The organism is Nocardia sp. SSK8, from assembly GCF_037034205.1.
GTDB lineage: Bacteria > Actinomycetota > Actinomycetes > Mycobacteriales > Mycobacteriaceae > Nocardia.
The window spans coordinates 424,273-447,231 of sequence record NZ_JBAGKD010000001.1 but is presented as its reverse complement, the minus strand read 5'-3'; the positions used below and the strand labels follow the sequence as shown (position 1 = coordinate 447,231).

Below are 22,959 nucleotides of genomic sequence, written 5' to 3'. Positions count from 1 at the left end.
CTGCGGGACAAAGAAAGCAGGCCCGCCCCGGAGAATCCGGAGCGGGCCTGTTCGCGTCGGTGTCGTCAGACGATGGCGGCGATGCGGTCGCCCACCTCGACGGTGGAGGCGGTGCCGGTGCGCGAAGCCAGGTCCTTGGCGACGGCGGACTCGATGCGCGCGGCGCCCTCGGTGTTGCCGAGGTGGTTCAGCAGCAGCGAGACCGACAGGATGGCGGCGGTCGGGTCGGCCTTGGACTGGCCCGCGATGTCGGGGGCACTGCCGTGGACCGGCTCGAACATCGACGGGTTGGTGCCCGAGGCGTCGATATTGCCCGAAGCGGCCAGGCCGATACCACCGCTGACGGCGGCGGCCAGGTCGGTGATGATGTCGCCGAACAGGTTGTCGGTGACGATCACGTCGAAGCGGCCCGGGTCGGTCACCATGTGGATGGTGGCGGCGTCGATGTGCTGGTAGGCGGTCTGCACATCGGGGAACTCGGCGCCGACCTCGTCGACGGTGCGCTGCCACAGCGACCCGGCGAAGGTGAGCACATTGTTCTTGTGCACCAGGGTGAGGTGCTTGCGGCGGGCCTGCGCGGTGGCGAAGGCGTAGCGCACCACGCGCTCGATGCCGAAGCGGGTGTTGTTGGAGACCTCGGTCGCCACCTCGTGCGGGGTGCCGACGCGGATCGCGCCGCCGGTGCCGGTGTAGGGGCCCTCGGTGCCCTCACGCACGACCACGAAGTCGATGTCCGGGTTGCCCGCCAGCGGGCTGGTGACACCCTGGTGCAGCTTCGACGGCCGCAGGTTCACGTGGTGATCCAGCGCGAAGCGGGTCTTCAGCAGCAGCCCGCGCTCGAGCACACCGCTGGGCACCGACGGGTCACCGATCGCGCCGAGCAGGATCGCGTCGTGCTGCTTGAGCTCGGGCAGCACCGACTCGGGCAGGATCTCCCCGGTCCGGTGGTAGCGGGCGGCGCCCAAGTCGTACTCGGTCTTCTCGACCCCGGGCACCACCACGTCGAGCACCTTGAGCGCCTCGGCGATGACCTCGGGACCGATGCCGTCACCGGCGATGACTGCGAGTTTCATGAACAAGCTCCGTTCGAAGTCGGGGCGGATCGTGCCGCGCCGCGGATACAGGAGCGCGCCGCCACCGTGGGGTGACGGCGCGCAGCTGCCGATGTCCCGGCTATCGGGACGTCACAACTCAGGCCAGGTCGACCAGGACGACCTTGGAGGCGCCGACGGCCTCGGCGATCGAGGCCTGCACCTCGGCGGGCACCTCGCGGTTGACGCGCAGCACCACGGTGGCGCCCTCGGCGTCCACATCCTGGCTCAGCTGCGCGGCCAGGATGTCGATCTCCGCCTCGCCCAGCTTGGTGCCGATCTTGCCCAGCGCGCCCGGCTTGTCGCTGTAGTTCAGCACGGCCAGGTTCAGGCCCTCGGCGCGCATGTCGTAGTTGCGGCCGTTGATGTTGACGATCTTGTCGACCAGGGCGGGCTCGGTCAGCGTGCCTGCCACGTTCAGGGTCGAGCCGTCGCCGAACACGGCGCGCAGGTCGACGACGCTGCGGTGGTTCGGGCTCTCGGTGGCGGTGGTGACGGTGGCGGTGATGCCCCGCTCCTTGGCCAGCGACGGCGCGTTGACGAAGGTGACCTGGTCCTCGACCAGCGCCGAGAACACGCCGCGCAGCGCGGACAGCTCCAGCACGGCGACGTCCTGGGCGGCCAGCTCGCCGCGCACCTGCACCTCGATGCTGACGGGCAGCTCGTTGGCGATGGCACCCAGCAGCGCGCCCTGCTTGCGCACGACGTCCAGCCACGGCGCGACGACATCGTTGACCGCGCCACCGGTGACGTTCACCGCGCCCGGCACGAACTCACCGGCCAGCGCCAGCAGCACCGACTTGGCGACATCGGTGCCCGCGCGGTCCTGGGCCTCGGCGGTGGAGGCGCCCAGGTGCGGGGTCACGACGACCTCGGGCAGGTCGAACAGCGGGCTGTCGGTGCACGGCTCGGTCTCGAACACGTCCAAACCGGCGGCCCGCACGTGGCCGGACTTGATCGCGTCGGCCAGCGCCTGCTCATCGATCAGGCCACCGCGCGCGGCGTTGACGATGATGACGCCCGGCTTGGTCTTGCCCAGGGTCTCGGCGTTCAGCATGCCCTTGGTCTCGGGCGTCTTCGGCAGGTGGATCGAGATGAAGTCGGCGCGCTCGAGCACCTCGTCCAGGCTCAGCAGCTCGATGCCCAGCTGGGCGGCGCGCGCGGGCGAGGTGTAGGGGTCGTACGCGACGATCTTGGTCTCGAAGGCCGCCAGACGCTGCGCGAACAGCTGGCCGATGCGGCCGAGGCCGATGACGCCGACGGTCTTGCCGAGGATCTCGACACCGTTGAACTTGCTGCGCTTCCAGGTCTTCTCGCGCAGGGTGGCGTCAGCGGCCGGGATCTGGCGCGCGGCGGCGAGCAGCAGGGTGACGGCGTGCTCGGCGGCGGTATGGATGTTGGAGGTCGGCGCGTTGACGACCATCACGCCGCGCTCGGTGGCGGCGGGCACGTCGACATTGTCGAGGCCGACGCCGGCCCGGGCGACGATCTGGAGCTTCTTGCCCGCCTCGAGCACCTCGGCGTCGACGGTGGTGGCGGAACGCACGAGCAGCGCGTCGGCGTCCGGGACCGCGGCCAGCAGGGCCGGGCGGTCGGGGCCGTCGACCCAGCGAACCTCGACACCGTCACCGAGCGCGTCGACGGTCGACTGGGCGAGCTTGTCGGCGATCAGAACTACAGGACGGCCTGCTTGGCTCACTGTGGGGTACTCCTGAAGAAGAAAGGGGTCGGCAGTTACCGCCGACCAGAATAGTCCGGCGGAGTTCGGCTGCCCTTACCCCCCTGCCGAAAACCAGGTGAACACGGTGCGACGCGCGCCCTACCATCACGCCATGTCCCTGCGTCACGTTCCCCCTTCGATGGATCCGGCGGTGGTGGCCGCCGTCGACACCGAGCTCGACCGGGTGGCCGCCGAGCACCGCGTCACCATCCGGCTCGCCATCGAAAGCGGTAGCCGGGCTTGGGGTTTCCCGTCTCCGGATTCCGATTACGATTGCCGATTCGTCTATGTGGCGAGCCTGGAGACCTACCTGTCACCGTGGCGCACCCGCGACGTCATCGAGACCCCGCTGGTCGGGCTGCTCGACGTGAACGGCTGGGATCTGGCCAAGGCGCTGCGCCTGCTCGTGCAGGGCAACGCGGTGCTCATCGAGTGGCTGATGTCACCCATCGTCTATCGCGGCGACGAGGATTTCCGCGCCCGGCTGCGCGCGGTCGCCACCGAGGTGGCCGATCGCGACCGGGTCGCCCGGCACTACCTGCACCTGGGCTCGCGCCAGTGGAGCCTGTTCGAGCGCCACGGCGGCCTGAAGAAGGTGTTCTACTCGCTGCGCCCCGCCATGGCCCTGCGCTGGCTGCGCGAGCACCCGGGCGCCGCGGTCGCGCCGATGCACCTGCCGACGCTGCTCGCCGAGTGCGCGCTGCCCGCCGCCTTCGTCGACGCGGTCACCGAGCTCACCGCGCTGAAATCGCGGACAAGGGAAATGGGCACCGCCCCGGCTCCCGCGCCGATCGCGGAGTTCATCACCGGCGAGTTCGGCATCGCGGCCGGGACTTTCGCCACGCGCGGGCCCCGCGATCTCACCGCGGCCCGGGCGATCACCGACGAGTTCTTCCGCGCGGAGGCCCTGGCGGCGGGCTGAGCGAGCCCGGAAACGCAGAAACTCCGCACCGGTCCGGTGCGGAGCTTCAACTCATACGCTGGTCAGCGCAGGAACTAGATGACGCGAACGTCCTGTGCCTGCGGGCCCTTCTGGCCCTGACCGATCTCGAACTCCACACGCTGACCCTCGTCGAGGGAGCGGAAGCCCGAGCCGCTAACAGCCGAGTAGTGCACGAAGACGTCGGGTCCGCCGCCGTCCTGCGCGATGAAGCCGAAGCCCTTCTCGCTGTTGAACCACTTCACAATGCCCTGAGCCATTTCTAAACCTTCTGTAGACGAGCCAGGTCCTAATAGTCCGGTCCCGGTCTCGCCAACCAACAATGCCACGGTTCGGCGAATTCAGCCACACCGCAGGTCGGGGACTGTGAGGAAGCCAACGCCACGACGGTCCCCGTCGGTACCCGCACACAGCCCGCACCTCCGCAATCCGCCGGATGCTCGGCGTATGCCGAGACAGTTGCGGCGCGGATGCCGGATTCACCGCGAAGCACCGGGCAAACCGACCGGCACGCTTCACCATAGAGTTCTGCATGGCACTGTGCGAGGTCATCGTCAGCGACCCTAGACATTTTCGAGAAACCCAGTACGGCAAATTTTCTACCAGCGTATTTTCCGTGTTCGTGGGCGAGAGCACACCTCGCTCGGAATTCTCTCGAGGAGCGGCGCGTGCTGGAAATCGACCATTTCACCTATGGCTGGGCGACCCCGTTGCCCGCCTATCTCATGTCGGTCCTCGGGTCGATGCTGGCGCTGCGTTGTATGGTTCGCTCGCGCGCCTCCGGTAACCACGGCGGCTGGATCATCGCGGCCGCCGTGGCACTGGGTGGCACCGGAATCTGGGTCATGCATTTCATCGCGATGCTCGGCTTTTCCGTCCACGGCGCGACCATCCGGTACAACGTCCCGATCACCTTGTTCAGCGCCGCCGTCGCCATCTCGGTGGTGTGGCTCGGGCTCTCGATCGTCGTGCGCCGCAGCTGGGACAGCGCCGCCCTGCCCGTGGGCGGCACGATCACCGGTCTGGGCGTGGCCGCGATGCACTACGCGGGCATGTACGCGATGCGTTCGGACGCCGAGATCGTCTACGACCCGGTCGTGGTCGCGCTCTCGTTCGCGATCGCCGTGGTGGCCTCGATCGCGGCGCTGTGGTTCGCCCTGCACATCCACGGCATCCTCGCCACGGTCGGCGCCGCCCTGATCATGGGGGTGGCCGTCACCGGCATGCACTACACCGGCATGTTCTCCATGAGCGCGCACACCAGCGCCCACGTCGCGCACGCGAGTGGCGCCTCGGCCGCCCAGCTGCTCACCCCGCTGATCATCGGCATCAGCATGGTCACCATGATCCTGCTCATGCAGGTCGGCATCACCGAGGCCGAGGACCCCAACCTGGCGCGACCGGTGCGTGATCAGCGGGCCAGCCGCTTCTGGCCCAGTGGCCAGAACTGAGCGCTCACACGATCCGCACCTGGTGCGCCTCGGGACCACGCCGGGTCTCGCGCACCGTGTATTCCACCCGCTGCCCGTCGCGCAGCGTGCGAAAACCCTCCCCGACCACCTCGGTGTACTCCACGAACACCTCCGGCCCGCCGGCATCGGGCCGGATGAACCCGAACCCTTTGCCACCGTCGAACCAGCTCACGACCCCGCTGGGCATCAACCGACCTTCCCAATCCCGTACCTGCCATGGGCGATTCGTCCATCGTCGCACGTCGCTGCCGGTTTTCCGCGGTCGCCCTGGCTAAGCTGAGCCAGGTCCGCCCGGACCTGCCCGTCCGCGAGAACGGAGATTCGGTGCAGCCGCTCACCGAGCAACGCCTCCGGACCGCCGCCGAGGCCGTGACCGTGCTGGTCGCCACCTCGGTCGCCGTCCTGGCGATCATGCTGCCGATCAGTTTCGCCTCGCTCATCGCCTCCCGTCATCTCGATCTGCTGGTGTTCAACATTCCCCGCGCGATGACCGGCGGCGCGTTCGCCGCGGTGATCACCGCCGCGATCACCTTCGCGGTCGGCAGTGTCCGCACCGCGCGCTGGACCGCGCTGGCCGCGCTGTGCGGGATCCTGGTCAACCATCTGGCCCTGCTCCCGATCAACGACGACGGCCACCTCGACGGCCTGTCGCTGCCCACCCTGAACTTCATCGACGCGCTGTTCGCCGGGATGGTCTTCGGGGCGATGGCCGTCGCGGTGTGGGGCAGGCCCCTGCTGCGCCGGGTCTATCTGTTCGCCGCCATCGGCGCGACCATCCTCGGCGATCTCACCCAGACCCCCGTCGACGAGGGCACCGACAGCTTCGACGGCCTGCTCGCCGGAGCGCTGCCGCTGTGGTTCATCGCCGCCAGCGTCGTGGCCCTGGCCTACTTCTCGATCACCGAGGCGCCGCCGCCGCGGTTCTCCCTCGACTCCGCCATACCACTGTCGCCGGTGTTCGCCGCCGTCATGGCCTACTCGACCATCCTCTACACCTCCCTCGCACTGGCCGCCAACAAATCCAGCCTCGGCCACCTGATCGCGGTCGCGGCCACCGTCGTCGTCGCCACCACCGCGGCCGCCTTCGTGCTGCCCGGCCGCGAGGGACTGCTGATCCCGCTGCTGGCCTCCTTCGCCGTGGTGGGCAGCCTGGTGATCACGCTGCCCCGCTCCGGCTGGGTCGACCTCGCCACCCTCGCCGCGACCGGCGCGGGCCTGCTGCTCGGACTGCGCGCGCCGCGCGTCCTGCTCGCCGCCGCGGCGGTGATCGCCCTGGGTCTGCTCACCCTCGCCGCCGACCTGCTCGACCCACCCGCGACCCTCGTCGCCACCCTCGGCTGTCTGGCGCTGGGCGGGATCGGCGGCTTCTGCGTGGGCACGGCGGTGCCCGAGAGCTCACCGGCGGCCGTGGTCGGCCTGGGCATCCTGTTCGTCCCGTCCGCCGGAGTCGCCCTGAGCGACACCGAATTCGGCCACCTGGCGTACTCGCCGACCTGGTACCGCACCACCGAGGTCGACCGCGGCGCCACCCCCGCGACCGCGGGCATCGCGATCGCGATCGCCTGCACCCTGACCCTCGCGCTGGTGATCCGGCTCCGCCCGCCCGCGAACCCGCCCGCCGCCGACTGAACTGCCGAATTCCCCCTGTCGCGAGCGCTTTTCGCGGTATACCCGGAGCATGAGTTTCCCGGTGACCTTCGGGTTCGCCCAGGTATGTCTGCTGATCCTGCTCGCCCTGGCCCTCGCCCTGCTCGTCTGGGCGGTCCTGCTCGCCACCCGCCGCCGCGGCCTCAAGGCCGTCCTGAGCCGCGCGCTCCCCGGCACCGCCCTGCTCGTCGCCGGAATCCTGCTGCTCTGGATCGCCACCCTGCTACAGACCTACCTCGGCCTCACCGGCGAGATCAAGGCCGCCCACGTCATCGCGAAACCCGTTGCCAGCCAACCCCATCACCTCGACCTCGAACTCACCCAGTTCGCCGACGACGGCACCCCCGGCACACCCACCACCTACCGCATCGAAGGCGACCTGTGGGCCCTCCAGGCCAACATCGTCGAACTCGAACCTTGGGTCAACGCCCTCGGCTTCCACTCCGGCTACAAGCTCACCCGCCTGTTCGGCCAGCGCCTCGACGGCAAATCCCCCACCCAGGACCACACCTTCCTCAACGGCGGCGACCGAGACTTCTTCGAAGACATGAACGACAACCGCTGGTACACCTCCCCCTTCATCCGCTCCGCCTACGGCAACGCCACCATCGCCACCCCCGGCGAATACGACGTCTACATCTCCCGCGACGCCATCAAGGTCCGCCAGATCCCCTGAGAATCAACACCTGGCCCCACTTCGCCCCGCGGGTTCACGGCCACCGAACGATCAGCGGATCGGCGCGAAGATATCCAGTTCTTCGACGTCGGTCACGTGCTTGGCGAGTGTTCGAAAGTCGGCGTCGTGATGGAGGATGACGAGCCCGTGATGCGCGGCGGTTGCCGCGATCGTGAGATCCACGACAGACGCACTGCGATGTTCACCCGCTCGCGACATCCGATACTGCATGGCGTCGACCCAGCTCCCGGCCCCACGAGGCACCGAACGATCCGGGTAGAGCTCGGCGTACCTCTCGGTGATCTCGTCGAACTCCCGCCGATCGCGCGCGCTGTAGAGAAACTCGGCGCGCTGCGGGTAGCACGAAGCGATCGTGCCCGCGTCGATAGCGTCGTACCAGGCTTCCCGCAGAGCCGGGTCGGCGATCAACCTGACCAGCGCCGAGGTGTCCAGGAGATAGATCACCGTGTTCGCTTCTCGGCCTGATGCCGCTCCTCAGCGTCAGCGACCGCGCCCCATCGAGCACCCCGCTCGAAGTGCTTGGCGATACGTTCGGCGCGCTCGGCATAGAACCGCAGCGCCAGGTTGACCGCTTCCTTCTTCGTCTTCACCTGCGACGCAGACATGACCCGGTCGAGCGCGTCGTCGTCGAGGTCGATCTGCGTAACCGTCATCGCCGGGCATCCATGTTGGTCATGTTCATCTCAATGTAGATGACCAACATGGCAGGTCGAGACACCAGATGTCACCGAGACCGAGCACCGAGTCGGCAACACAAACGAACGCAACGCCGGCAATCATGGCATGGTGAAGCGGTGGATCTGGATGCAGAGTTGGCACTACGTCACGAAATCTTTTCCGCCCTAGACCAATTGGTCGCCGCAAAGGGTGGTGCGCTCACACGGCCGGAGTTGTTCAACTTCGAGTTGCACGGGTCCCGGCTACCACTTGTAGACGGCCAACGCGGCATCCGCAATCCCGCATCCTTCAGTTCCACGCTGTCCGTAATGAGCACTCCGAACGGGCCGTACTCGGATGAAGTTGTGGGTGAATCGCTGCACTCGTATGCGTACACAGTCGGCGACATCAACAAGGGCGACAACCGCAAACTGCGTCGTTCGGTCGAGACCAGACTGCCTATGATCTTCCTTCAATGGATCGACGTCGACGGAATCCGGTATGTCCCGATCTACCCGGTCTACGCGATTCAGGACGACCCGGAGAACCGAAAGATCATCATCGCGCTCGACAAGAAGTTGCTCGACGTCGCGGATCCACTTCACCTGTCTCCGGTGGAGAAGCGGTACGCCCAGCGAGTCACCGAACAGAGACTCCACCAACCGCAGTTTCGCAGCCAAGTTCTCATCGCCTACAAGAAGCGGTGTGCAGTCTGCCGACTCGCCAGACCCGAACTACTCGAGGCCGCCCACATCATCGCAGACAAGAAGCTTCATGGCTCAGCCGAGATTGCGAATGGGTTGAGCCTCTGCCGTATCCACCACGCAGCTTTCGATACGAACCTCATTGGATTCTCGCCCGACCTGCGTGTGCACGTCGGAGCAACACTGCGAGCTGCCGAAAACGAAGGACCCATCCTGAAATTCGCGCTCCGTGGGCTGCAAAGTGCCGAGCTGATGGTTCCTGAGACCGAACAATATCGCCCATCGCCCGAGCGCCTGGCTGAGCGGTTCGAGGAGTTCCGTACCGCTCAGCCGCTAACGAAAGTGGCGAACATGGATGTCGCTTCTGTTGAATCGATTCCGTGGGGCGCCGAATAGCCCAGCGCTGCAAAGAGTCGAGGCGGTTCAGCCTGCCTGATCCGCCTCGACGATCGCGCTCTCCGTGGACGAATCCGTGGTTTCGAAGCGCACCACGCGGGAGTCCCGGCCGACCGCGGTCGAGGGGGCGACGAAGCCGAAGGTGAGGACGAGTTTGCCGGGGTCGATGCTGCCGTCGGGGCCGATGTCGGTCAGGTGCGCGGGTTCCACGACGGGGTGCAGGAGGAGGGCGCCGCGGCGGGCGGCGCGCAGGGATTCGGTGCGGGGGTCGCCGGAATCGGGGAGGGCGTCGGCGATGCGGCGGGCGATGCTGCGGTGCCAGTTGTAGCTGATGGCGCCGAAGAGGGGGTCGCGGCGGCGGCCGCGATCCCAGCGGGGGACGGTCCGGTGTGCGAGCCGGAGGTCGGGGGCGCTGCGGTTGGGCTGGGGGCACAGGACGGCCCAGTCGGCGACATCGCCGTCGGCGGTGATCGAGCGCAGGTACTCGAGATCGGGGGCGAACTGGCGTTCCGCGCGCCAGCGTACCGATTCCAGCACCACGAGCAGCCGGTCGGCGGAGATGACGGCGTGGTGGGCGGTCATCTCGTGGCTGGCAGCGCCGTCGGGAAAGTGATAGGCGAAGTTCGCTGGGGTGGTGGAGAGTTCGTCGAGGATCGGCATCCAGGCGCCGACGTTGTGCCGCAGGTCGCCCGCCAGCGTCGGGTAGGCGGTGGGCTCGCGCCAGCGGCCCGGTGAACGCACCTCCACCAGGCGCGCGTTGTACATCTTGTTCTTGCTGGTCGGCGGGAGCAAGGGCAGGTGCTGGGACACCAGCGGCGGGACCTGGGCGGGTGTCACCTGGGGTTCGCCGTCGACCATCGTGGCGTATTGGCGCAGTTCCTGGCGGAAGGCGTCCTCGTCCTGACAGATCGCCTCGAACATCTGGTACAGATCGAAGGTCTTGCGGCCCGGGCCCGCCTCCTCACGGCCGATGTAGAGGCGCACCAGGTCGCGGTAGCCGCGGCGGAAGCCGAACCAGCGGCCCATCTGCATGAGCGCGGACATATTGCCCGCGCGGCGGCGGAAGTAGGACACGGTCAGGCCCTCGACGGTGAAGCCGCGCGAGAGTTTCTGGCCGCCGATGAGGATCTTCCAGATCGGGCGCTTGTCGAAATCGGCTTCGCCGGTCTCGAGCGCCTTGTCACCATTGACGACGATGATCGGGGCTTGGTCACCACCGATCCGGATGACGGCCGGGCTGATATAGCGCCGCAGGGTGTCGAAGTCCGGTGGGACGGCGTGGCCGTCCGCGCGGGCGGCGCTGACCAGGGCCACATCGGTATCGAAGAGTTCGCGCAGCCGCGCGTGGCCCGAGGGCCCGGAATAGTCGGCGTTCCACCACACCTCGGTGACACGGTCCAGCAGCTCCCGGTGGTCGGCCACGAAACTGGACTCGTGGATGAGCATCGTGTGATGGGTGAAGTAGCCGTCGCCGAGGCCATGCTCCTCGCGGTAGACCTTCATCGCGGCGGCCAGAACGAACATGTCCACGGCTCGGCGGAGCGCCTCGGTGTCGTCCTCGTCGGCCACGACGACGTCGCGCACGTGGGCCTTCTCGTTCGAATTCGCGTAGGTGCGTTCGGCTTCCGGGACCGCGGCGTCGATGTCGTGGAAGTCGGTGGCGCCCATGTAGCCAGCGGGGCGTTCCAGGGAGAGCAGGAAATCCTTGGGGAAGATGTCGGTGGTGTCGGAGGGGTCGATGAAGACATTGGCGTAGGGCGTCGCGGTGTAGCCGAGGTACTGGGCGCGCGGGAGCATGGTCAACAGGTCGGCGATGGACTGGTTGATCGCGGTGCGCTCGGTGTCGGGTTTGGGGCGGGTGGTGTTGACCGACGCCTCGTCGGACTCGTCGTCGATGATCAGGACGGGGATTTCCGAGAGCGGGGTCTTGATCTTGTTGAGGTCTTTGACCAGCCGAGTCAGGACGGTCTTGTTCTTCTTGACGACCATCAGGCGGGCGGCGGCGCGGTGCAGGTTGACCGGGTCGTACAGCGGCAGGGCGGGTTCGCGCTTCTCGAACTCGAGGGCGTAGATGCCCTGCTGGAGGCTGCGGTAGTCGTTGTCGCGGGTGGTGAGGCGGTGGATGTCGAACCAGCCCTGGACCGAGGGCAGCTCGCCGAAGGACTGGAAGCGGCGCCCGATCCACGCCGGATCGTCGTGGTAGTCGGATTCGTGCTCGGCGGCGCCGCGCAGGATGTTCTCACGGCCGACGAGTTCCATGTCGAGGCGGCGCTGGGTCTGCGCGCGCAGCAGATTCAAGGTGCCGGACAAGACAATGACCAGTCGATATCCGGCGTCGATCGCCTTGGCGACGACGCCGGTGAAGTTCGCGGTCTTGCCCGACTGGACGTAGCCGACCACCAGCCCCTTGGCCTGATACGCCGTGAGCGCGGTCGGGTCGGCCAGGCGCTCGACCACGGCGTCGGTGGCGGCATCGAGGTCGGCGACGGCCTCGGCCGACCACTGCTTTCCGGCGAGCAGCAGGCGGTAGTTGTTCCAGTAGCCCTCGCGACCGTGCCGGGAGAACTGGGCGGCCCTGGTGTGATACCACGGTTCGAAGCGGGTGCCGATGACGACCGGTTTCGGGAGGGCGGGAATGGGTGCGTTGGCTTCCAGCAGTTTCGCGGTCGCCAGGTCGACGCCCAGGCGCAGGCAGATGTGCGCGCCGCTCGGGGGTGCGGGGCTCGGCGTCGGACCAGGTCGGCGCCGACTCGAAGTCCCACTGGTAGAGCTGGGTCCGCCACATCTCCACCAGCGCCAGGTTGTCGGACACGAACAGCAGCGCGTCGCGGAAATCCTCCTCGGTGGCGAACGGGGCGGCCTCCGGCATGTCCTCGACCTGGTACCGCATGGAGGACACCAGATTTCGCGGCCGGGTGCCCGCCATCTCGCCGAGCACCTGGCGGTGCAGACGCAGCCGGGGGTCGCCGCTCATGCCTCGGCCTGATCGAACTCGGCGCGGGCCGCCGAGAGCAGGACCGACTGCCACAGCTGCAGGTTGTCCTTGGTCCGTGGCCCGTTGTATTCCTTGCCGAACACCTCGTGCAGCAGGAAGAACATGAGCGCCTTCACCATCGGGGCATCGTCGACCGTGCCGCGGCGGCCGCCGTTGAGGGCGGTGCGGTAACGCCGGTTCAGCGCGATGGTCCGGGTGTCGCGGTCGATGTCGAAGAACACGTCGTCGGGGAGTTTGCGCCATTCGATGGCGATCGGTTCCTCGCCGGGCAGGGCGGGCAGCTCGTCGTCGAGGGTCTCGCGCAGCGCCGGGGCGAAACCGCGACCCGCGGGGATCACCGGTTTGCGGGTCGCCCCGGAGCGGCGACGAGCGTCGCGATAGATCTGCTGGGCGTCGGCGAGGAACTCGGCGAAGGTGTGGCCGTCGTCGTCGACCGCCCGCTCCACGGCGTCGGCGAATTCCGGGGAGACGTCGACGCCCTCCTTTTTTTACCGTGAGCCGGAAGACATCGCCCAATTCGGCGGGCAGGTCGACCTCGACACGGGCCAGTGCCAGGTGCGGTTCGGGCTGGCGGATGTTGTTCCAGCCACCGGCCTGGACGACGCGATCATTGCGGTAGAAGTAGAAACCCTGGCGATCCAGCACGCTGCCGAACGATTTGTATTCGCTCAGTGACGATTTGGCGGGCCAGATGTGGGCGGTCAGCTGAACGCGGCCGAGGCCTGCCAGCTCGGCGCCGAAGGTGCGCGGATATCCGGGATGGCCCGCGACGGGGTAGCCGAACGGATTCAAGGCCACGACACCGAAGTTCGCGTAGATGTCCCCGGTGCGGATGTCCTCGACGGCGATGGTGATGTTGAAATCGTCGCGGGACAGGAAGCGATGCAGTTGCACGCCGAGATGGAGCCCGAGCCGGGCGATGGTGCGGTCCAGATAGCGTCCGGTCTGGGCGGCGCCGACATTGCGCGGGAAGTCCTTGATGCCGTCCCAGCGGATCACGGTGCCCTGCCAGGTGATCGGGCAGCCGTGATAGCGGTCGATCAGCGACTGGGCGTAGCGGGGTTCGACGATGTCGCAGCGGAAATCCGCGCGGGCGCGTTCCATCGCCCACCGGCGGCCCGCGGGACGGGACTTGCGGGTCCGGCTGACCACCGTCAGCGCGGAGGCCTGGCTCAACGAGGCCGATTTCAGGCCGGTGCCGAACATGCCGAGCGCTTCGGGGGCATAGTCGCGGCGGCCACCGACGGTCATCGCGACATCGAGTTCTTCCTCGGACATGCCGCGGCCGTCGTCGATGATGAGCAGGCTCAGCAGGTCGTCGCCGTCGCGGAGGAAGTGGATGACGACGTCGTGGGCGCCCGCGTCGATCGAGTTGTCCACCAGGTCGGCGACGGCGGCCTCGAATCCGTAGCCCTGGCTGGTGAGCGCCTCCATGTACCGGGCGTCCGGCGGGAGGTATTTGTGCCCCGCCGTCGGTACATCGAACTGCCAGTCCGCCGTCATCGCCACCCCGAATCACCCAGTGCCCAGTTGTCGAGGGGCAAACCCCTCCCGCGTTGATCGCGCCGCGCGTCCGGGTGTTACAGGGCGGTGCGCGGTCACCCGAAATTCGTCGGTGGGACGTTGGTTCACATGTATCTGTGCCGATGTTTTGGTTGTCGTGCACAGATATTCGGGGAGGCCTGGTCATGGGCGGGTGGAGGGGGCATTCTCGGGGGTGAGTTCGCGTTGTCCAGGAGTCGCATGAGTGTTCGGAGTGTGCGGGAGGGTGGCGTGCCCGAGGTGTTGCCCGCGGTGGAGCGGTTGCCCGCGGAGCAGGCTCGGGATCTGTTCGAGTTGATGGGCGCCGCGGTCGCGTTGGAGGCGGCGGCGTTGGATCGGTCGATCGATGCGATGGTGGGGGCGTTGCCGCGGCCGTTGCGGGCGGTGACGAAGAAGATCATGTTCGGGGGGCGATGACAGATCTGACGACGCGGGCGCAGTTGATACTGCTGGCCCGGACTTTGCATGTGCATCCGCAGCGGGTGCAGCATCTGCGGCATCTGGGGGCGCAGCGGTTGCACGAGTTGCAGGAGCAGATCTCGGGGGCGCTGTTCGATCAGCACACCGACACGTTTCGGCGGATCTCGGCGCTGGTGCCCTATATTCCGCTGTCGATCTCGATTCCGCTGGTGCAGAAGCTGGTTCCGCCGATGATGACCGGGCGGGCGGCGGGGGCTGTCGGGGTGGATCATCCGGTGAAGGCGGCGGAGACGTTGACGATGCTGGATCCGGGGTACGCGGCGGATTGCGCGCCCTATCTGGATCCGCGGGCGATCGCGCAGCTGGCGGATGTGGCGCCGACCAAGCCGGTGGTGGCGATCGTCAACGAGTTGCTGCGGCGGCGCGACTATGTGACGGCGGGGCCGTTTCTCGCTTGTGCCACACCGGATCTGATCGCGGCGGTCGAGGCGGGGGTGCGCGATGACGCGGGGCTGATCTTCTCGGCGGCGTATTCCTATGATGTCGAGATTCTCAGCGCGGTGGTGCGGCAACTGCTGGACGGGCCGCGGCGGCGGGTGCCGCGGATGGCCCATACCGTGCTGTCAGGGGCGCCGGGGCTGCAGCACGCGGCGCTGTCGGTGTTCTCACGGTGCGAGGCCGATGTGGTGCAGCGGGTGGGCGACATCCTGTTCGGCAGCGCTCGGCCGCGGGCGGTCGGTGAGCTGGTGCGCAATGCGCTGATGGTGGGGGCGGTACCCGAATTCCTCACCATCGTCGGGCAACTCACGCCGCTGGGGTTGTGGTCGCTGGTCGGGAATCCGGTGTTCGCCGACCCGGATATCGGGGCGGGGCTGATCGCGCCGCTGGACCGGCGGGAGGACGCCGGGAGCTGGCGCGGGGTGTTCACGCTCATGTCACGCATGGACGACGGTGTCCGCGGTCGCGCGGGATACACCCTGGCCACCCTCTCGGACGCGGCCGTGGCGGCCCTGCCCGCCCGCGCCACCGAAACCGGCTGCTGGCCAGCCCTTCTCGACCTCGTCGCGGTCTCCGGAACCGAGGCCAGGGCCCGGTTCGGGGCGGTGTGGTCGAAGCTCGGTCCCGAGCGGCGGGCACATCTGCACCGGTGCATCCACGACCACAACTACGACACCCGGCTGGCCGAGATCACGGCGCTGGTGGCACCGGTGGCGGTGGATCAGCTGTTCTTCGAGCGGCGGCGGATGCAACGCCACCGGCACTGAACCGGGCAGATTCCGTACGTCGACGGTCCAGCTGCTGCCGCCTCCCAAGGCTTTTCGTCCCTCGGTGGTGTCATCTCGGGTTGCTGATCAGGTGTCGCAGGAGCGGGTGAAGCGGGTGCCCCAGTCCGCCAGGCGGGCGATGAGTTCCGGGGGTTCGATGACCTGGAAGTCGGCTTCGGCTTTGCCGAGGAGGAGGATCGGCCAGTCGAGGTTGTCTACCGACATGTGGATGCGGGTGCGGGTGGGGGTCAGGGGGGTGGTGGTGCACCAGCGGCCTACGCGGGATTCGATGTGGGCGGTGGGGGCCTCGAGGTCGGCGGTGACGATGTAACCGCTTCTGCGGGCGCCTATTCCGGTGCGGACGAAGGTGGCGGCGTCGGGGGCGGGGAGGTCGCGGGGGCGGAAGCGGGTGCCGGTGGGGTGGGAGTCGGTGAGGCGGTCGACGCGGAAGGTGCGCCAGGCGTGGCGGGTCAGGTCGTAGGCGACCAGGTACCAGCGGCGGCCCAGGGAAACGAGGCGGTGGGGTTCGACCTCGCGGGTGCTGGTCTCGCCGTCGGCGGCGGTGTAGGCGAAGGTGAGGCGTTCCTCGGCGCGGCAGGCCATGGCGAGGGCGGTGATGACGGTGGGGTCGACATCGGACAGGGGCAGGGTCCAGCCGGTGGAGACGGTCATCGCGCGCAGGGCGTCGACGCGGCGGCGCAGCCGGGTGGGCAGGACGGTGACGAGTTTGGCCAGGGCGCGCACCGAGGGTTCGGCCAGGCCGTCGACGGCGCCCTGGGAACCGGCCTGCAGGCAGACGGTGATGGCGACGGCCTCGTCGTCGTCGAGGACCAGCGGGGGCAGGGCGGCACCCGCGGCGAGCTGATAGCCCCCGTCGGCACCGGTGCGCGCGTCGACGGGGTAGCCGAGTTCGCGCAGGCGGTCGATGTCACGGCGCAGGGTGCGCGCGGAGATGCCGAGGCGATCGGCGAGTTCGGCGCCGGGCCAGTAGCGGTGGGTCTGTAGCAGCGACAGCAACCGGAGGGTGCGTGCGCTCGTGTCGGCCATGTTCTCCAGTATGGCCGCATTGCGGACAGAAACTGACCGCAATGGGGTCTACCTTGGGTTTTACCCGACAACGGAAGGAACCAGCTCATGACCTCCACCCTGATCGACGCCGAGCGCACCGACATTCTCGACGCCCTCGCCAAGCACCGGCACTTCCTGCGTTTCACGGTGCGCGACCTCACCGACGAGCAGGCGGGCCTGCACACCACCGTCAGCGAGCTGTGCCTGGGCGGGCTGATCAAGCACGTCACCGCGGTGGAGCGGAATTGGGCGACGTTCATCGTCGAGGGTGCCGCCGCCGCACCGGATTTCGAGTCGCTGACCGAGGAACAGATCGCGGACTGGGGCAAGGAGTTCCAGATGCAGCCGGGCGACACCCTCGCAGCCATCCTCGACGCCTACGCGGCGGTGGCCGCGAAGACCGATCAGCTCGTGCGCGAACTGCCCGATCTCGGTGTCTCCCACGAGCTGCCCAAGGCGCCGTGGTTCGAGCCGGGCGCGCGCTGGACCGCGCGGCGCACCCTGATGCACATCATGACCGAGACCGCGCAGCACTCCGGCCACGCCGACATCATCCGGGAATCCCTGGACGGGGCGAAGTCGATGGGCTGACCGCGTCGAGCAGGGTCGCCGCCGCCGCGCGATGTTCGGCAGCCGCGGCCGGGTCGGTGTCGTCGAGCACGTCCGCGATCCCCTGATGGGCCGCCGCTTCCTCGAAGCGGCGGCCCGTTCGCGGTGCCAGGGCGAGGGTTTCGCGATACAGGCGCAGGGCGTCCTCGGGCAGTCCGGCGAGCAGGCAGGTCGCGGCGTAGCCGTTGAGGAAGTGGATCTTCCAGTGCTCCTCGAACAGGTCGTCGAGCAGGGCGAAGGCGGCGCGGTGCGCGGCGAGGGCGTCGGCGAAGCGGCCCATCCGGCGCAGCGCGACGCCCCGGCAGTTCAGGCACCATGCCTCGTTGTGCTTGTGGCCGTCGGCGCGGGCCGCGGCCAGGGCCCGGTCGAGATGGGCCAGCGCGGCCTCGGGTTCCTCGGCGGCGATGGCGACCCCGAGGGTGATCTGGGCCTGGAGCGCGGGCGCGTCGTCCCCGGCGAGGTCGAGGGCCTCGCGGGCCAGGCGCGCGGCCTCGTCGGGTTCGCCCAATTGCAGGACGGCCCAGGCTTCCCCGGCGACCGCGTCGGCGGCGCTGACGGGGCAGCCGCTGGTGGCGTACAGCTCGCGGGCCTGCCGGAACAGCGTGAGCGGTTCCTCGACATCGCCCTCGTCCCAGCGTAATTGGGCGCGGCGCATGATCAGTTCGGCGCGGGGCAGCGGGTCGCCCGCCGCGGCGACCAGCGGGGCGGCCGCGGCGTAGGCGGCGGCCGCCTCGGCCATCCGGCCCGCGTTGTAACGGGCGAAACCGAGGTCGCTGTGGGCTTCGGCGAGCTGGCGGGGGTCGCCGAGATGCTGTGCGGCGGTGAGGGATTGCTCGAACAGGGCGTTGAGGTGGGTGGTGCCGCAGCGGCGGGCGAAGAAGGCGCGCAGGAAGCGCGGCAGCTCGCAGACGTGCACGTCGGCACCGGCCTCGACGGCGGCGGCGAAGACCGCCATCAGGTTGGTGTACTCGGTGACGAACCAGAAGAACGCGGCGTCGCGATGCGGGAAGCGCGGCAGGTCGGCCGGGGGCGCGCCCGCCGAGACCGGACGGGTGGGGGTGAGGAACGGCATGGCGGCGTCGGCGGCCGCGGCGGTGTGCACGTAGTAGTCGAGGACCCGGCCCAGCGCGCGTTCGCGATCGAGCGCGGAATCGGTCTCGGCGGTGGCGCGGCGGGCGTGTCCGCGGACCAGGTCGTGCAGGCGGTAGCGGCCCTCGGCGGGCTGCTGCACCAGGTGCGCGTCCAGGAGGTCCTCGAGCATGGCGCGCGCGGTACGCAGCGGGACATCGGCGACGGCGGCGGCGACGTAGTCGGTGAAGGTCGAGCCGGGGATCAGGCCGAGCAGCCGGAACAGGCGGCGCTGATCGCGCGGCAGCTGCCGCACCGACATGCCGAAGGCGGTATCGAATTCGCTGGCGCCCTCGGCCATCCGCTCGACCAGGATGCCGATCGACCAGCCCGGCCGATGCCGCAACCGGGCCGCGGCCAAGCGCAGGGCCAGCGGCAGATTGCCGCACAGCCGCAGCACCTCGGCGGTCTGTTCGGGTTCGCGGGCGAGTCGGCCGCCGGGCGCGTCGCCGCTGGCGCGGGCCAGCAGTTCGGCGCTCTCCGCCTCGGTGAGCACGTCGAGACTCACCGGCGGCACCTCGTCGAGCTCGAGCAGGCGGTTGCGGCTGGTGATGATGGCGACCGACTCCCCCGCGCCAGGGAGCAGCGGCGCGACCTGCGCGGCGTCGGCGGCGTTGTCGAGCACGATCACCGCGCGCAGCCGGGCCAGTTCCGCGCGCCAGACGGCGGCGCGGCGCTCCACCCCGCCGTCCTGGGGCACCTTCTCCGAGGGCACCTGCAGGGCCGACAGCAACGCGCGCAGGGCGTCGTCGGGGTCCAGCGGGGCGCGGCCGTCGGTGAAGCCGTGCAGGTCCAGGTAGAGCTGGGCGTCGGGGTAGTCGGCGGTGAGACGGTGCGCGGCGTGCACGGCCAGGGAGGTCTTGCCGACGCCCGCCATGCCGTCCACGGCGACGACGCGGTCGGCGCGCACGGCGGCCAGCACCTCGGCCAGGGCCTGCTCGCGGCCGGTGAAATCGGGGACGTCGCGGGGCAGATCGTTGCGCGGCGGGGGCGGCGCGTCGGCGGGCGGACTGGGCGGGGCGACCTGGCGGCTGGTCTTGGGCGGGGCGGGCAGCGGGTTGGCGGCGCGCTCCCAGAGCGGGCGCAGCGGGCGCGGGTCGCGCTTGACCAGGCGGCACAGTTCCAGCACCGCGGGCCACGGCGGCACGGTCTGGCCGCTGAGATAGCGCGACAGCGACGACGAGCTCAGCCCGGTATCGCGGGCCAGGGCGCGCACGCCGCGGCCCGACAGGTCCTGGAGCAGGCGCAGCCGCTGCGCCAGCTCGTCCTGCGGGTAGGTCGTCCGCTGTCGCACCGCCACCGTCGTCCACTCCGTTGTCCCGGCCCGGAACATCTTTTTCCCGGCCGACGAGCCGGAGGTCAGAGCCGTTTTCCGCTGTCCCACAGTGTCCCACAGACATCGCTTCGCGGCGGGGCGCGGGCTGTGATGAGTGCACACCCCGAACAGCGGGAAACACCTCGAACAAGGAGAACGACATGCAGTCCCGGATGCAGAACCCCGCCATGGTCCTCACCGACGCGATGGGCCCGATCCAGCAGGTGCTGGCCGCCGTGCGGACCGGCGGCGTCGACGGCGAGATCCTCGAGCTGGTCCACCTGCGGATCAGCCAGATCAACGGGTGCAGCGCCTGCGTGGACGGCGGCGCCAAGACCGCCCGCAAGGCCGGGGTCAGCGACGAGCGGCTGGCCACCGTCGCCGCCTGGCGCGAGACCCCCTACTTCAGCGAGGAGGAGCGGGCAGCGCTGGCGCTGGCCGAGGCCGCGACACGCCTGGCCGACCGTCCCGACGCCGTCACCGACGAGATCTGGGACAGTGCAGCCAGCTACTTCGACGAGCGTCAGCTGGCCGCGATCGTGCTGATGATCGGTGTGACCAACATGTTCAACCGGCTCAACGCCACCACCCGCCAGATCGCGGGCGCCTGGGGCTGAGCCCCTCCCCGACTACCCGAAAGGACGACTCCGATGGCCACCTCAGGTTTCTCGCGCTGGATGCAGCACAAGATGAACGACCGGATGAACCGCAAGATCCGCAAGGGCAAGGGCGAGTTCATGGGCATGGACGTGCTGATCCTGCACACCGTCGGCCGCCGCAGCGGCGAGCCGCGCCAGACCCCGATCTCCTGGTTCTCCGACGGCGGCGAGGGCTGGCTGCTGGTCGCCTCGGGTGGTCAGGGCGGCGACCCGGACTGGCAGCGCAACCTGATGGCGCACCCCGATCAGGCCACCATCGAACTGCCCGCGAGCACCCCGACCCCGGTGCGGCCACAGGTGCTGCGGGGCGAGGAGCGGGCCGCGGCCTGGGACAAGATCACCACCGCCCAGCCGCGCTACGCGAAGTACCAGGCCAAGAGCGAGCACGAGTACGCGGTGGTCCGGCTGACGCAGCGGTGAGCGCGCGTGTCGGTTGCGCAACGAATCCTCGGGCGCCTGCCAGGGAGTTCTAGACTCCTTGACAGGCACGGGGGATCGGGCGCACGGCGCCGCGACCGCGGAGGTGATCGTGGGATATCCGGGATACCCGGGGTATCCGCCCAACGGACCGTACCCGCCCCGGCCGTCCCGATGGCCGTGGATTCTCGGTGTCTTGGTGGTCGTCGCGGCGCTGGCCGTGGGCGTGATCGCCGCGGGCATCATCATCGTGCAGCACGAACGCGACTCCCGATCGGCCACGGCGAACACGGTGGGCAACACCATCGCCGCGACCGGACCGTACGCGCCGCCGGTGACCGCCGCGCCGACCGCGGCACCGCCCGACCCGCAGTCCGCCGCGCTCGACTCCCTGCTGGCCCAGGCCGCCGCCGACCGGCCGGTGGTGCGCGCGAACCTCGCCGAACGCTGGGTGCCGCAGCTGTCGGCCAAGCAGCCCGGGCTGGTCGCCGCCGATGTCGACGGACGGGTGGTGACCTGGACCAACAGCGAGATCCTCGCGCAGAATCAGCGGTTCCGGCAACGCTATCCGGGCGCCCGGCTGGTCTGGAGCGACGACTGGAGCACCTTCGACCTGCAAGGCTGGTGGATCACCCTGGCCGACGCGTCCTTCGCCGATCCCGACTCCGCCAATGCCTGGTGCGACGCCCACGCCATCCCCGTCGACGACTGCTTCGCCAAGCTGGTGAGCGATACCCGCGGCTCGGCGGGCACGACGAAATACCGCTGAGCTCAGGCGGGGAGCAACCTGCCGACGACCTCGGCGAGCTGACGCACATTGCGGCATTCGTGCATGGTGACGATCTCGGTGTAGGCGTCGGCGGCCGAATCGCCGGTCGACCAGGAGCGCGCCGGTTCCGGATTCAGCCAGTAGACCGCCTTGGCCCGCTCGGTGATCGTCTGCAGGGCAGCGAGATTGGGGTCGGTGCGGTTGGTGCGGGCGTCGCCGAGGATCAGCACGCAGGTGCGGGGGCCGAGGGCGTCGAGGTAGTGGTCGGTGAAGCCCTGCAGCGCCTCGCCGTAGTTGCTGGAACCGAAACGGACCACCCCTGCCTCGCGGACGATGCTCTGCGCGAAGCCGGGCGGCGGGGGCTCGCCGGGGGTGAAGTAGTGGGTGATCTCGGCGCACACGTCGACGAATCCGAAGCTGCGGACCCGGCTGAACTGGTCCTGTAGGGCCTGCACCAATTGCAGGGTGAATTCGGAGAATCCGGTGACCGAGCCCGAGACATCCGCCAGCACGACCAGATCCGGGCGGCCGCGCTTGCGGGCGCGCAGCACCGGGTCGACCGGCACGCCGCCGGTGGCCATGGACCGGCGCAGCGTGCGGCGCAGATCGATCGAGCCGCGCACGGACTTCTTGCGGCGCACCGCAAGCCGGGTGGCGAGTTTGCGGGCAAGCGGGTGCACCAGCTTGCGCATCTCGGCCAGGTCCTGTTCGCGGGCGCCCAGGAAATCGGTGCTGTCACCGCCGGGTTCGACACCGCGACGGGCGATGTAGTCGGTGCCGCGCAGCTGGGCCGAGCGCAGCCGGGCCTCGGCCTGGACCTGCGCGCGGAACTGCTCGACACGGCGGCGGGCCTCGATGGTATGCACGGCGGCGTCGAATTGACCGGTACCGCCGAGGGTTTGGGCGACCTGTTCGGAGATCTCGCCCGGGCGTAGCGATTTCATCGTCATATAGGACGACCAGCCCGCGCCGGAGGCCGTGGTGACGCGCCCCGCCGACTCCCCCGCGCCGCCGTAGGCACCGAAGGTGTTGAGCGCTTCGCGGGCCAGTTCGGCGGTGTCGGCGCCCTGGATCAGGGTGGCGATGAGGCGGTCGCGCAGGTCGATCGCCGCGTCGACGGGGGTGGCGAGCGGGCGATGACCGTCGAGGAAGTACAGGTCGAAGAGCTGGTCGAAGACGGTGCGCTGGCCGTCGCGGCGCAGCAGGCAGGCGGCCAGGCCGGAGCGCAGCACGCGCGGGTCGGCGGTGCCGAGGGCGACGATCGCGGCGGCCGCGTCGACGGTTTCGCTGGGGCCCGCGTGGATGCCGTGTTCGCGCAGCAGGCCGACGAAACCGACCAGGCGGTCGGTAGTCGGGGTGGTCTCGTGCAGGGTGGTGCCGGTCATCGGGTCACCGTGCTCACAGGTCGGGCCCCGGCGTCCCGACTGGACCTCGACCGGACACCGGTG

23 protein-coding genes and 1 pseudogene are annotated in these 22,959 nt (G+C 69.2%); 12 read left to right on the top strand and 12 right to left on the bottom strand.

Going from position 1 to position 22,959, the window contains the following annotated elements:
* Positions 1-65: 65 nt before the first annotated feature.
* Together WA675_RS02020 and serA are read right to left on the bottom strand one after the other, a co-directional pair.
* A complete protein-coding gene (locus WA675_RS02020; RefSeq protein WP_336081367.1) occupies positions 66-1,073 on the bottom strand; it encodes a 3-isopropylmalate dehydrogenase in 1,008 nt (335 codons plus the stop codon).
* A gap of 118 nt (positions 1,074-1,191) precedes the next feature.
* Positions 1,192-2,790, bottom strand: coding sequence for a phosphoglycerate dehydrogenase (serA, locus tag WA675_RS02015; RefSeq protein WP_336081366.1), 1,599 nt, complete (start codon positions 2,788-2,790; stop codon positions 1,192-1,194).
* 133 nt (positions 2,791-2,923) lie between these two features.
* Between serA and WA675_RS02010 the strand changes: the two genes are divergently transcribed.
* Positions 2,924-3,733 carry a nucleotidyltransferase domain-containing protein gene (locus WA675_RS02010; protein WP_336081364.1) on the top strand — a complete coding sequence of 270 codons (810 nt, stop codon included), beginning with the start codon at positions 2,924-2,926 and terminating at the stop codon, positions 3,731-3,733.
* Between the two features lie 74 nt (positions 3,734-3,807).
* Here the strand turns inward: WA675_RS02010 and WA675_RS02005 are convergent, their stop codons facing one another.
* Positions 3,808-4,011: a cold-shock protein gene (locus tag WA675_RS02005; protein ID WP_019048280.1), complete on the bottom strand. Its 204-nt coding sequence runs from the start codon at positions 4,009-4,011 to the stop codon at positions 3,808-3,810.
* Positions 4,012-4,419: 408 nt separating this feature from the next.
* On the opposite strand from WA675_RS02005, the gene WA675_RS02000 reads away from it, so the two are divergent.
* A complete protein-coding gene (locus WA675_RS02000; protein ID WP_336081363.1) occupies positions 4,420-5,202 on the top strand; it encodes an MHYT domain-containing protein in 783 nt (260 codons plus the stop codon).
* A gap of 4 nt (positions 5,203-5,206) precedes the next feature.
* On the opposite strand, the gene WA675_RS01995 is transcribed toward WA675_RS02000, so the two are convergent.
* The gene (locus tag WA675_RS01995; RefSeq protein ID WP_336081362.1) at positions 5,207-5,410 is read right to left on the bottom strand and encodes a cold-shock protein; all 204 of its coding nucleotides are present in this window, start codon (positions 5,408-5,410) and stop codon (positions 5,207-5,209) included.
* 137 nt (positions 5,411-5,547) lie between these two features.
* Between WA675_RS01995 and WA675_RS01990 the strand changes: the two genes are divergently transcribed.
* Positions 5,548-6,852, top strand: coding sequence for a hypothetical protein (locus WA675_RS01990; RefSeq protein ID WP_336081361.1), 1,305 nt, complete (start codon positions 5,548-5,550; stop codon positions 6,850-6,852).
* A 49-nt stretch (positions 6,853-6,901) separates the two neighbouring features.
* Positions 6,902-7,546 (top strand): hypothetical protein, encoded by a 645-nt coding sequence (locus WA675_RS01985; protein ID WP_336081359.1) that lies wholly within the window; start codon positions 6,902-6,904, stop codon positions 7,544-7,546.
* 51 nt (positions 7,547-7,597) lie between these two features.
* Here the strand turns inward: WA675_RS01985 and WA675_RS01980 are convergent, their stop codons facing one another.
* On the bottom strand, positions 7,598-8,011 hold the full coding sequence (locus WA675_RS01980; protein ID WP_336081358.1) for a PIN domain-containing protein: 414 nt from the start codon (positions 8,009-8,011) through the stop codon (positions 7,598-7,600).
* Positions 8,008-8,220, bottom strand: a complete 213-nt coding sequence (locus tag WA675_RS01975) for a type II toxin-antitoxin system VapB family antitoxin (protein WP_336081355.1) — start codon at positions 8,218-8,220, stop codon at positions 8,008-8,010. Before WA675_RS01975 ends, WA675_RS01980 begins: the two co-directional genes overlap by 4 nt.
* Before the next feature lie 141 nt (positions 8,221-8,361).
* Here WA675_RS01975 and WA675_RS01970 point away from each other — a divergent pair, with 141 nt between their 5' ends.
* Complete coding sequence (locus WA675_RS01970; protein WP_336081354.1) at positions 8,362-9,324, top strand: HNH endonuclease; 963 nt, start codon at positions 8,362-8,364, stop codon at positions 9,322-9,324.
* 27 nt (positions 9,325-9,351) lie between these two features.
* Here the strand turns inward: WA675_RS01970 and WA675_RS01965 are convergent, their stop codons facing one another.
* Together WA675_RS01965 and WA675_RS01960 are read right to left on the bottom strand one after the other, a co-directional pair.
* Positions 9,352-11,781: a Z1 domain-containing protein gene (locus tag WA675_RS01965; RefSeq protein ID WP_336081352.1), complete on the bottom strand. Its 2,430-nt coding sequence runs from the start codon at positions 11,779-11,781 to the stop codon at positions 9,352-9,354.
* 513 nt (positions 11,782-12,294) lie between these two features.
* Positions 12,295-12,765, bottom strand: a complete 471-nt coding sequence (locus WA675_RS01960) for a hypothetical protein (RefSeq protein WP_336081882.1) — start codon at positions 12,763-12,765, stop codon at positions 12,295-12,297.
* Here WA675_RS01960 and WA675_RS01955 point away from each other — a divergent pair.
* Positions 12,734-12,994 (top strand): hypothetical protein, encoded by a 261-nt coding sequence (locus WA675_RS01955; protein WP_336081880.1) that lies wholly within the window; start codon positions 12,734-12,736, stop codon positions 12,992-12,994. The genes WA675_RS01960 and WA675_RS01955 overlap by 32 nt on opposite strands.
* A 483-nt stretch (positions 12,995-13,477) precedes the next feature.
* On the opposite strand, the pseudogene WA675_RS01950 reads toward WA675_RS01955, so the two are convergent.
* A pseudogene (locus WA675_RS01950) lies at positions 13,478-13,753 on the bottom strand (ATP-binding protein); the annotation flags it as partial.
* A gap of 339 nt (positions 13,754-14,092) precedes the next feature.
* Here WA675_RS01950 and WA675_RS01945 point away from each other — a divergent pair.
* On the top strand, positions 14,093-14,278 hold the full coding sequence (locus WA675_RS01945) for a hypothetical protein (protein ID WP_336081351.1): 186 nt from the start codon (positions 14,093-14,095) through the stop codon (positions 14,276-14,278).
* Entirely contained in the window at positions 14,275-15,546 is a 1,272-nt protein-coding gene (locus WA675_RS01940; RefSeq protein WP_336081349.1) for a hypothetical protein, read from the top strand. The genes WA675_RS01945 and WA675_RS01940 overlap by 4 nt, the downstream gene beginning before the upstream one ends.
* 87 nt (positions 15,547-15,633) lie before the next feature.
* Here the strand turns inward: WA675_RS01940 and WA675_RS01935 are convergent, their stop codons facing one another.
* Positions 15,634-16,593: a helix-turn-helix transcriptional regulator gene (locus WA675_RS01935; protein WP_336081348.1), complete on the bottom strand. Its 960-nt coding sequence runs from the start codon at positions 16,591-16,593 to the stop codon at positions 15,634-15,636.
* A gap of 87 nt (positions 16,594-16,680) precedes the next feature.
* Between WA675_RS01935 and WA675_RS01930 the strand changes: the two genes are divergently transcribed.
* Positions 16,681-17,205 (top strand): DinB family protein, encoded by a 525-nt coding sequence (locus WA675_RS01930; protein ID WP_336081346.1) that lies wholly within the window; start codon positions 16,681-16,683, stop codon positions 17,203-17,205.
* On the opposite strand, the gene WA675_RS01925 is transcribed toward WA675_RS01930, so the two are convergent.
* Entirely contained in the window at positions 17,165-19,645 is a 2,481-nt protein-coding gene (locus WA675_RS01925) for a helix-turn-helix domain-containing protein (RefSeq protein ID WP_336081344.1), read from the bottom strand. The two genes, WA675_RS01930 and WA675_RS01925, sit on opposite strands and share 41 nt — an antisense overlap.
* Positions 19,646-19,827: 182 nt before the next feature.
* Between WA675_RS01925 and WA675_RS01920 the strand changes: the two genes are divergently transcribed.
* From WA675_RS01920 to WA675_RS01910, 3 genes are all read left to right on the top strand, one after another.
* Positions 19,828-20,283, top strand: a complete 456-nt coding sequence (locus WA675_RS01920) for a carboxymuconolactone decarboxylase family protein (protein WP_336081342.1) — start codon at positions 19,828-19,830, stop codon at positions 20,281-20,283.
* 33 nt (positions 20,284-20,316) lie between these two features.
* The gene (locus tag WA675_RS01915) at positions 20,317-20,745 is read left to right on the top strand and encodes a nitroreductase family deazaflavin-dependent oxidoreductase (RefSeq protein WP_336081340.1); all 429 of its coding nucleotides are present in this window, start codon (positions 20,317-20,319) and stop codon (positions 20,743-20,745) included.
* A gap of 193 nt (positions 20,746-20,938) precedes the next feature.
* Positions 20,939-21,511, top strand: a complete 573-nt coding sequence (locus WA675_RS01910) for a hypothetical protein (RefSeq protein ID WP_336081338.1) — start codon at positions 20,939-20,941, stop codon at positions 21,509-21,511.
* A 2-nt stretch (positions 21,512-21,513) separates the two neighbouring features.
* Here the strand turns inward: WA675_RS01910 and WA675_RS01905 are convergent, their stop codons facing one another.
* Positions 21,514-22,896, bottom strand: coding sequence for a vWA domain-containing protein (locus tag WA675_RS01905; RefSeq protein WP_336081336.1), 1,383 nt, complete (start codon positions 22,894-22,896; stop codon positions 21,514-21,516).
* Positions 22,897-22,959 lie beyond the last annotated feature (63 nt).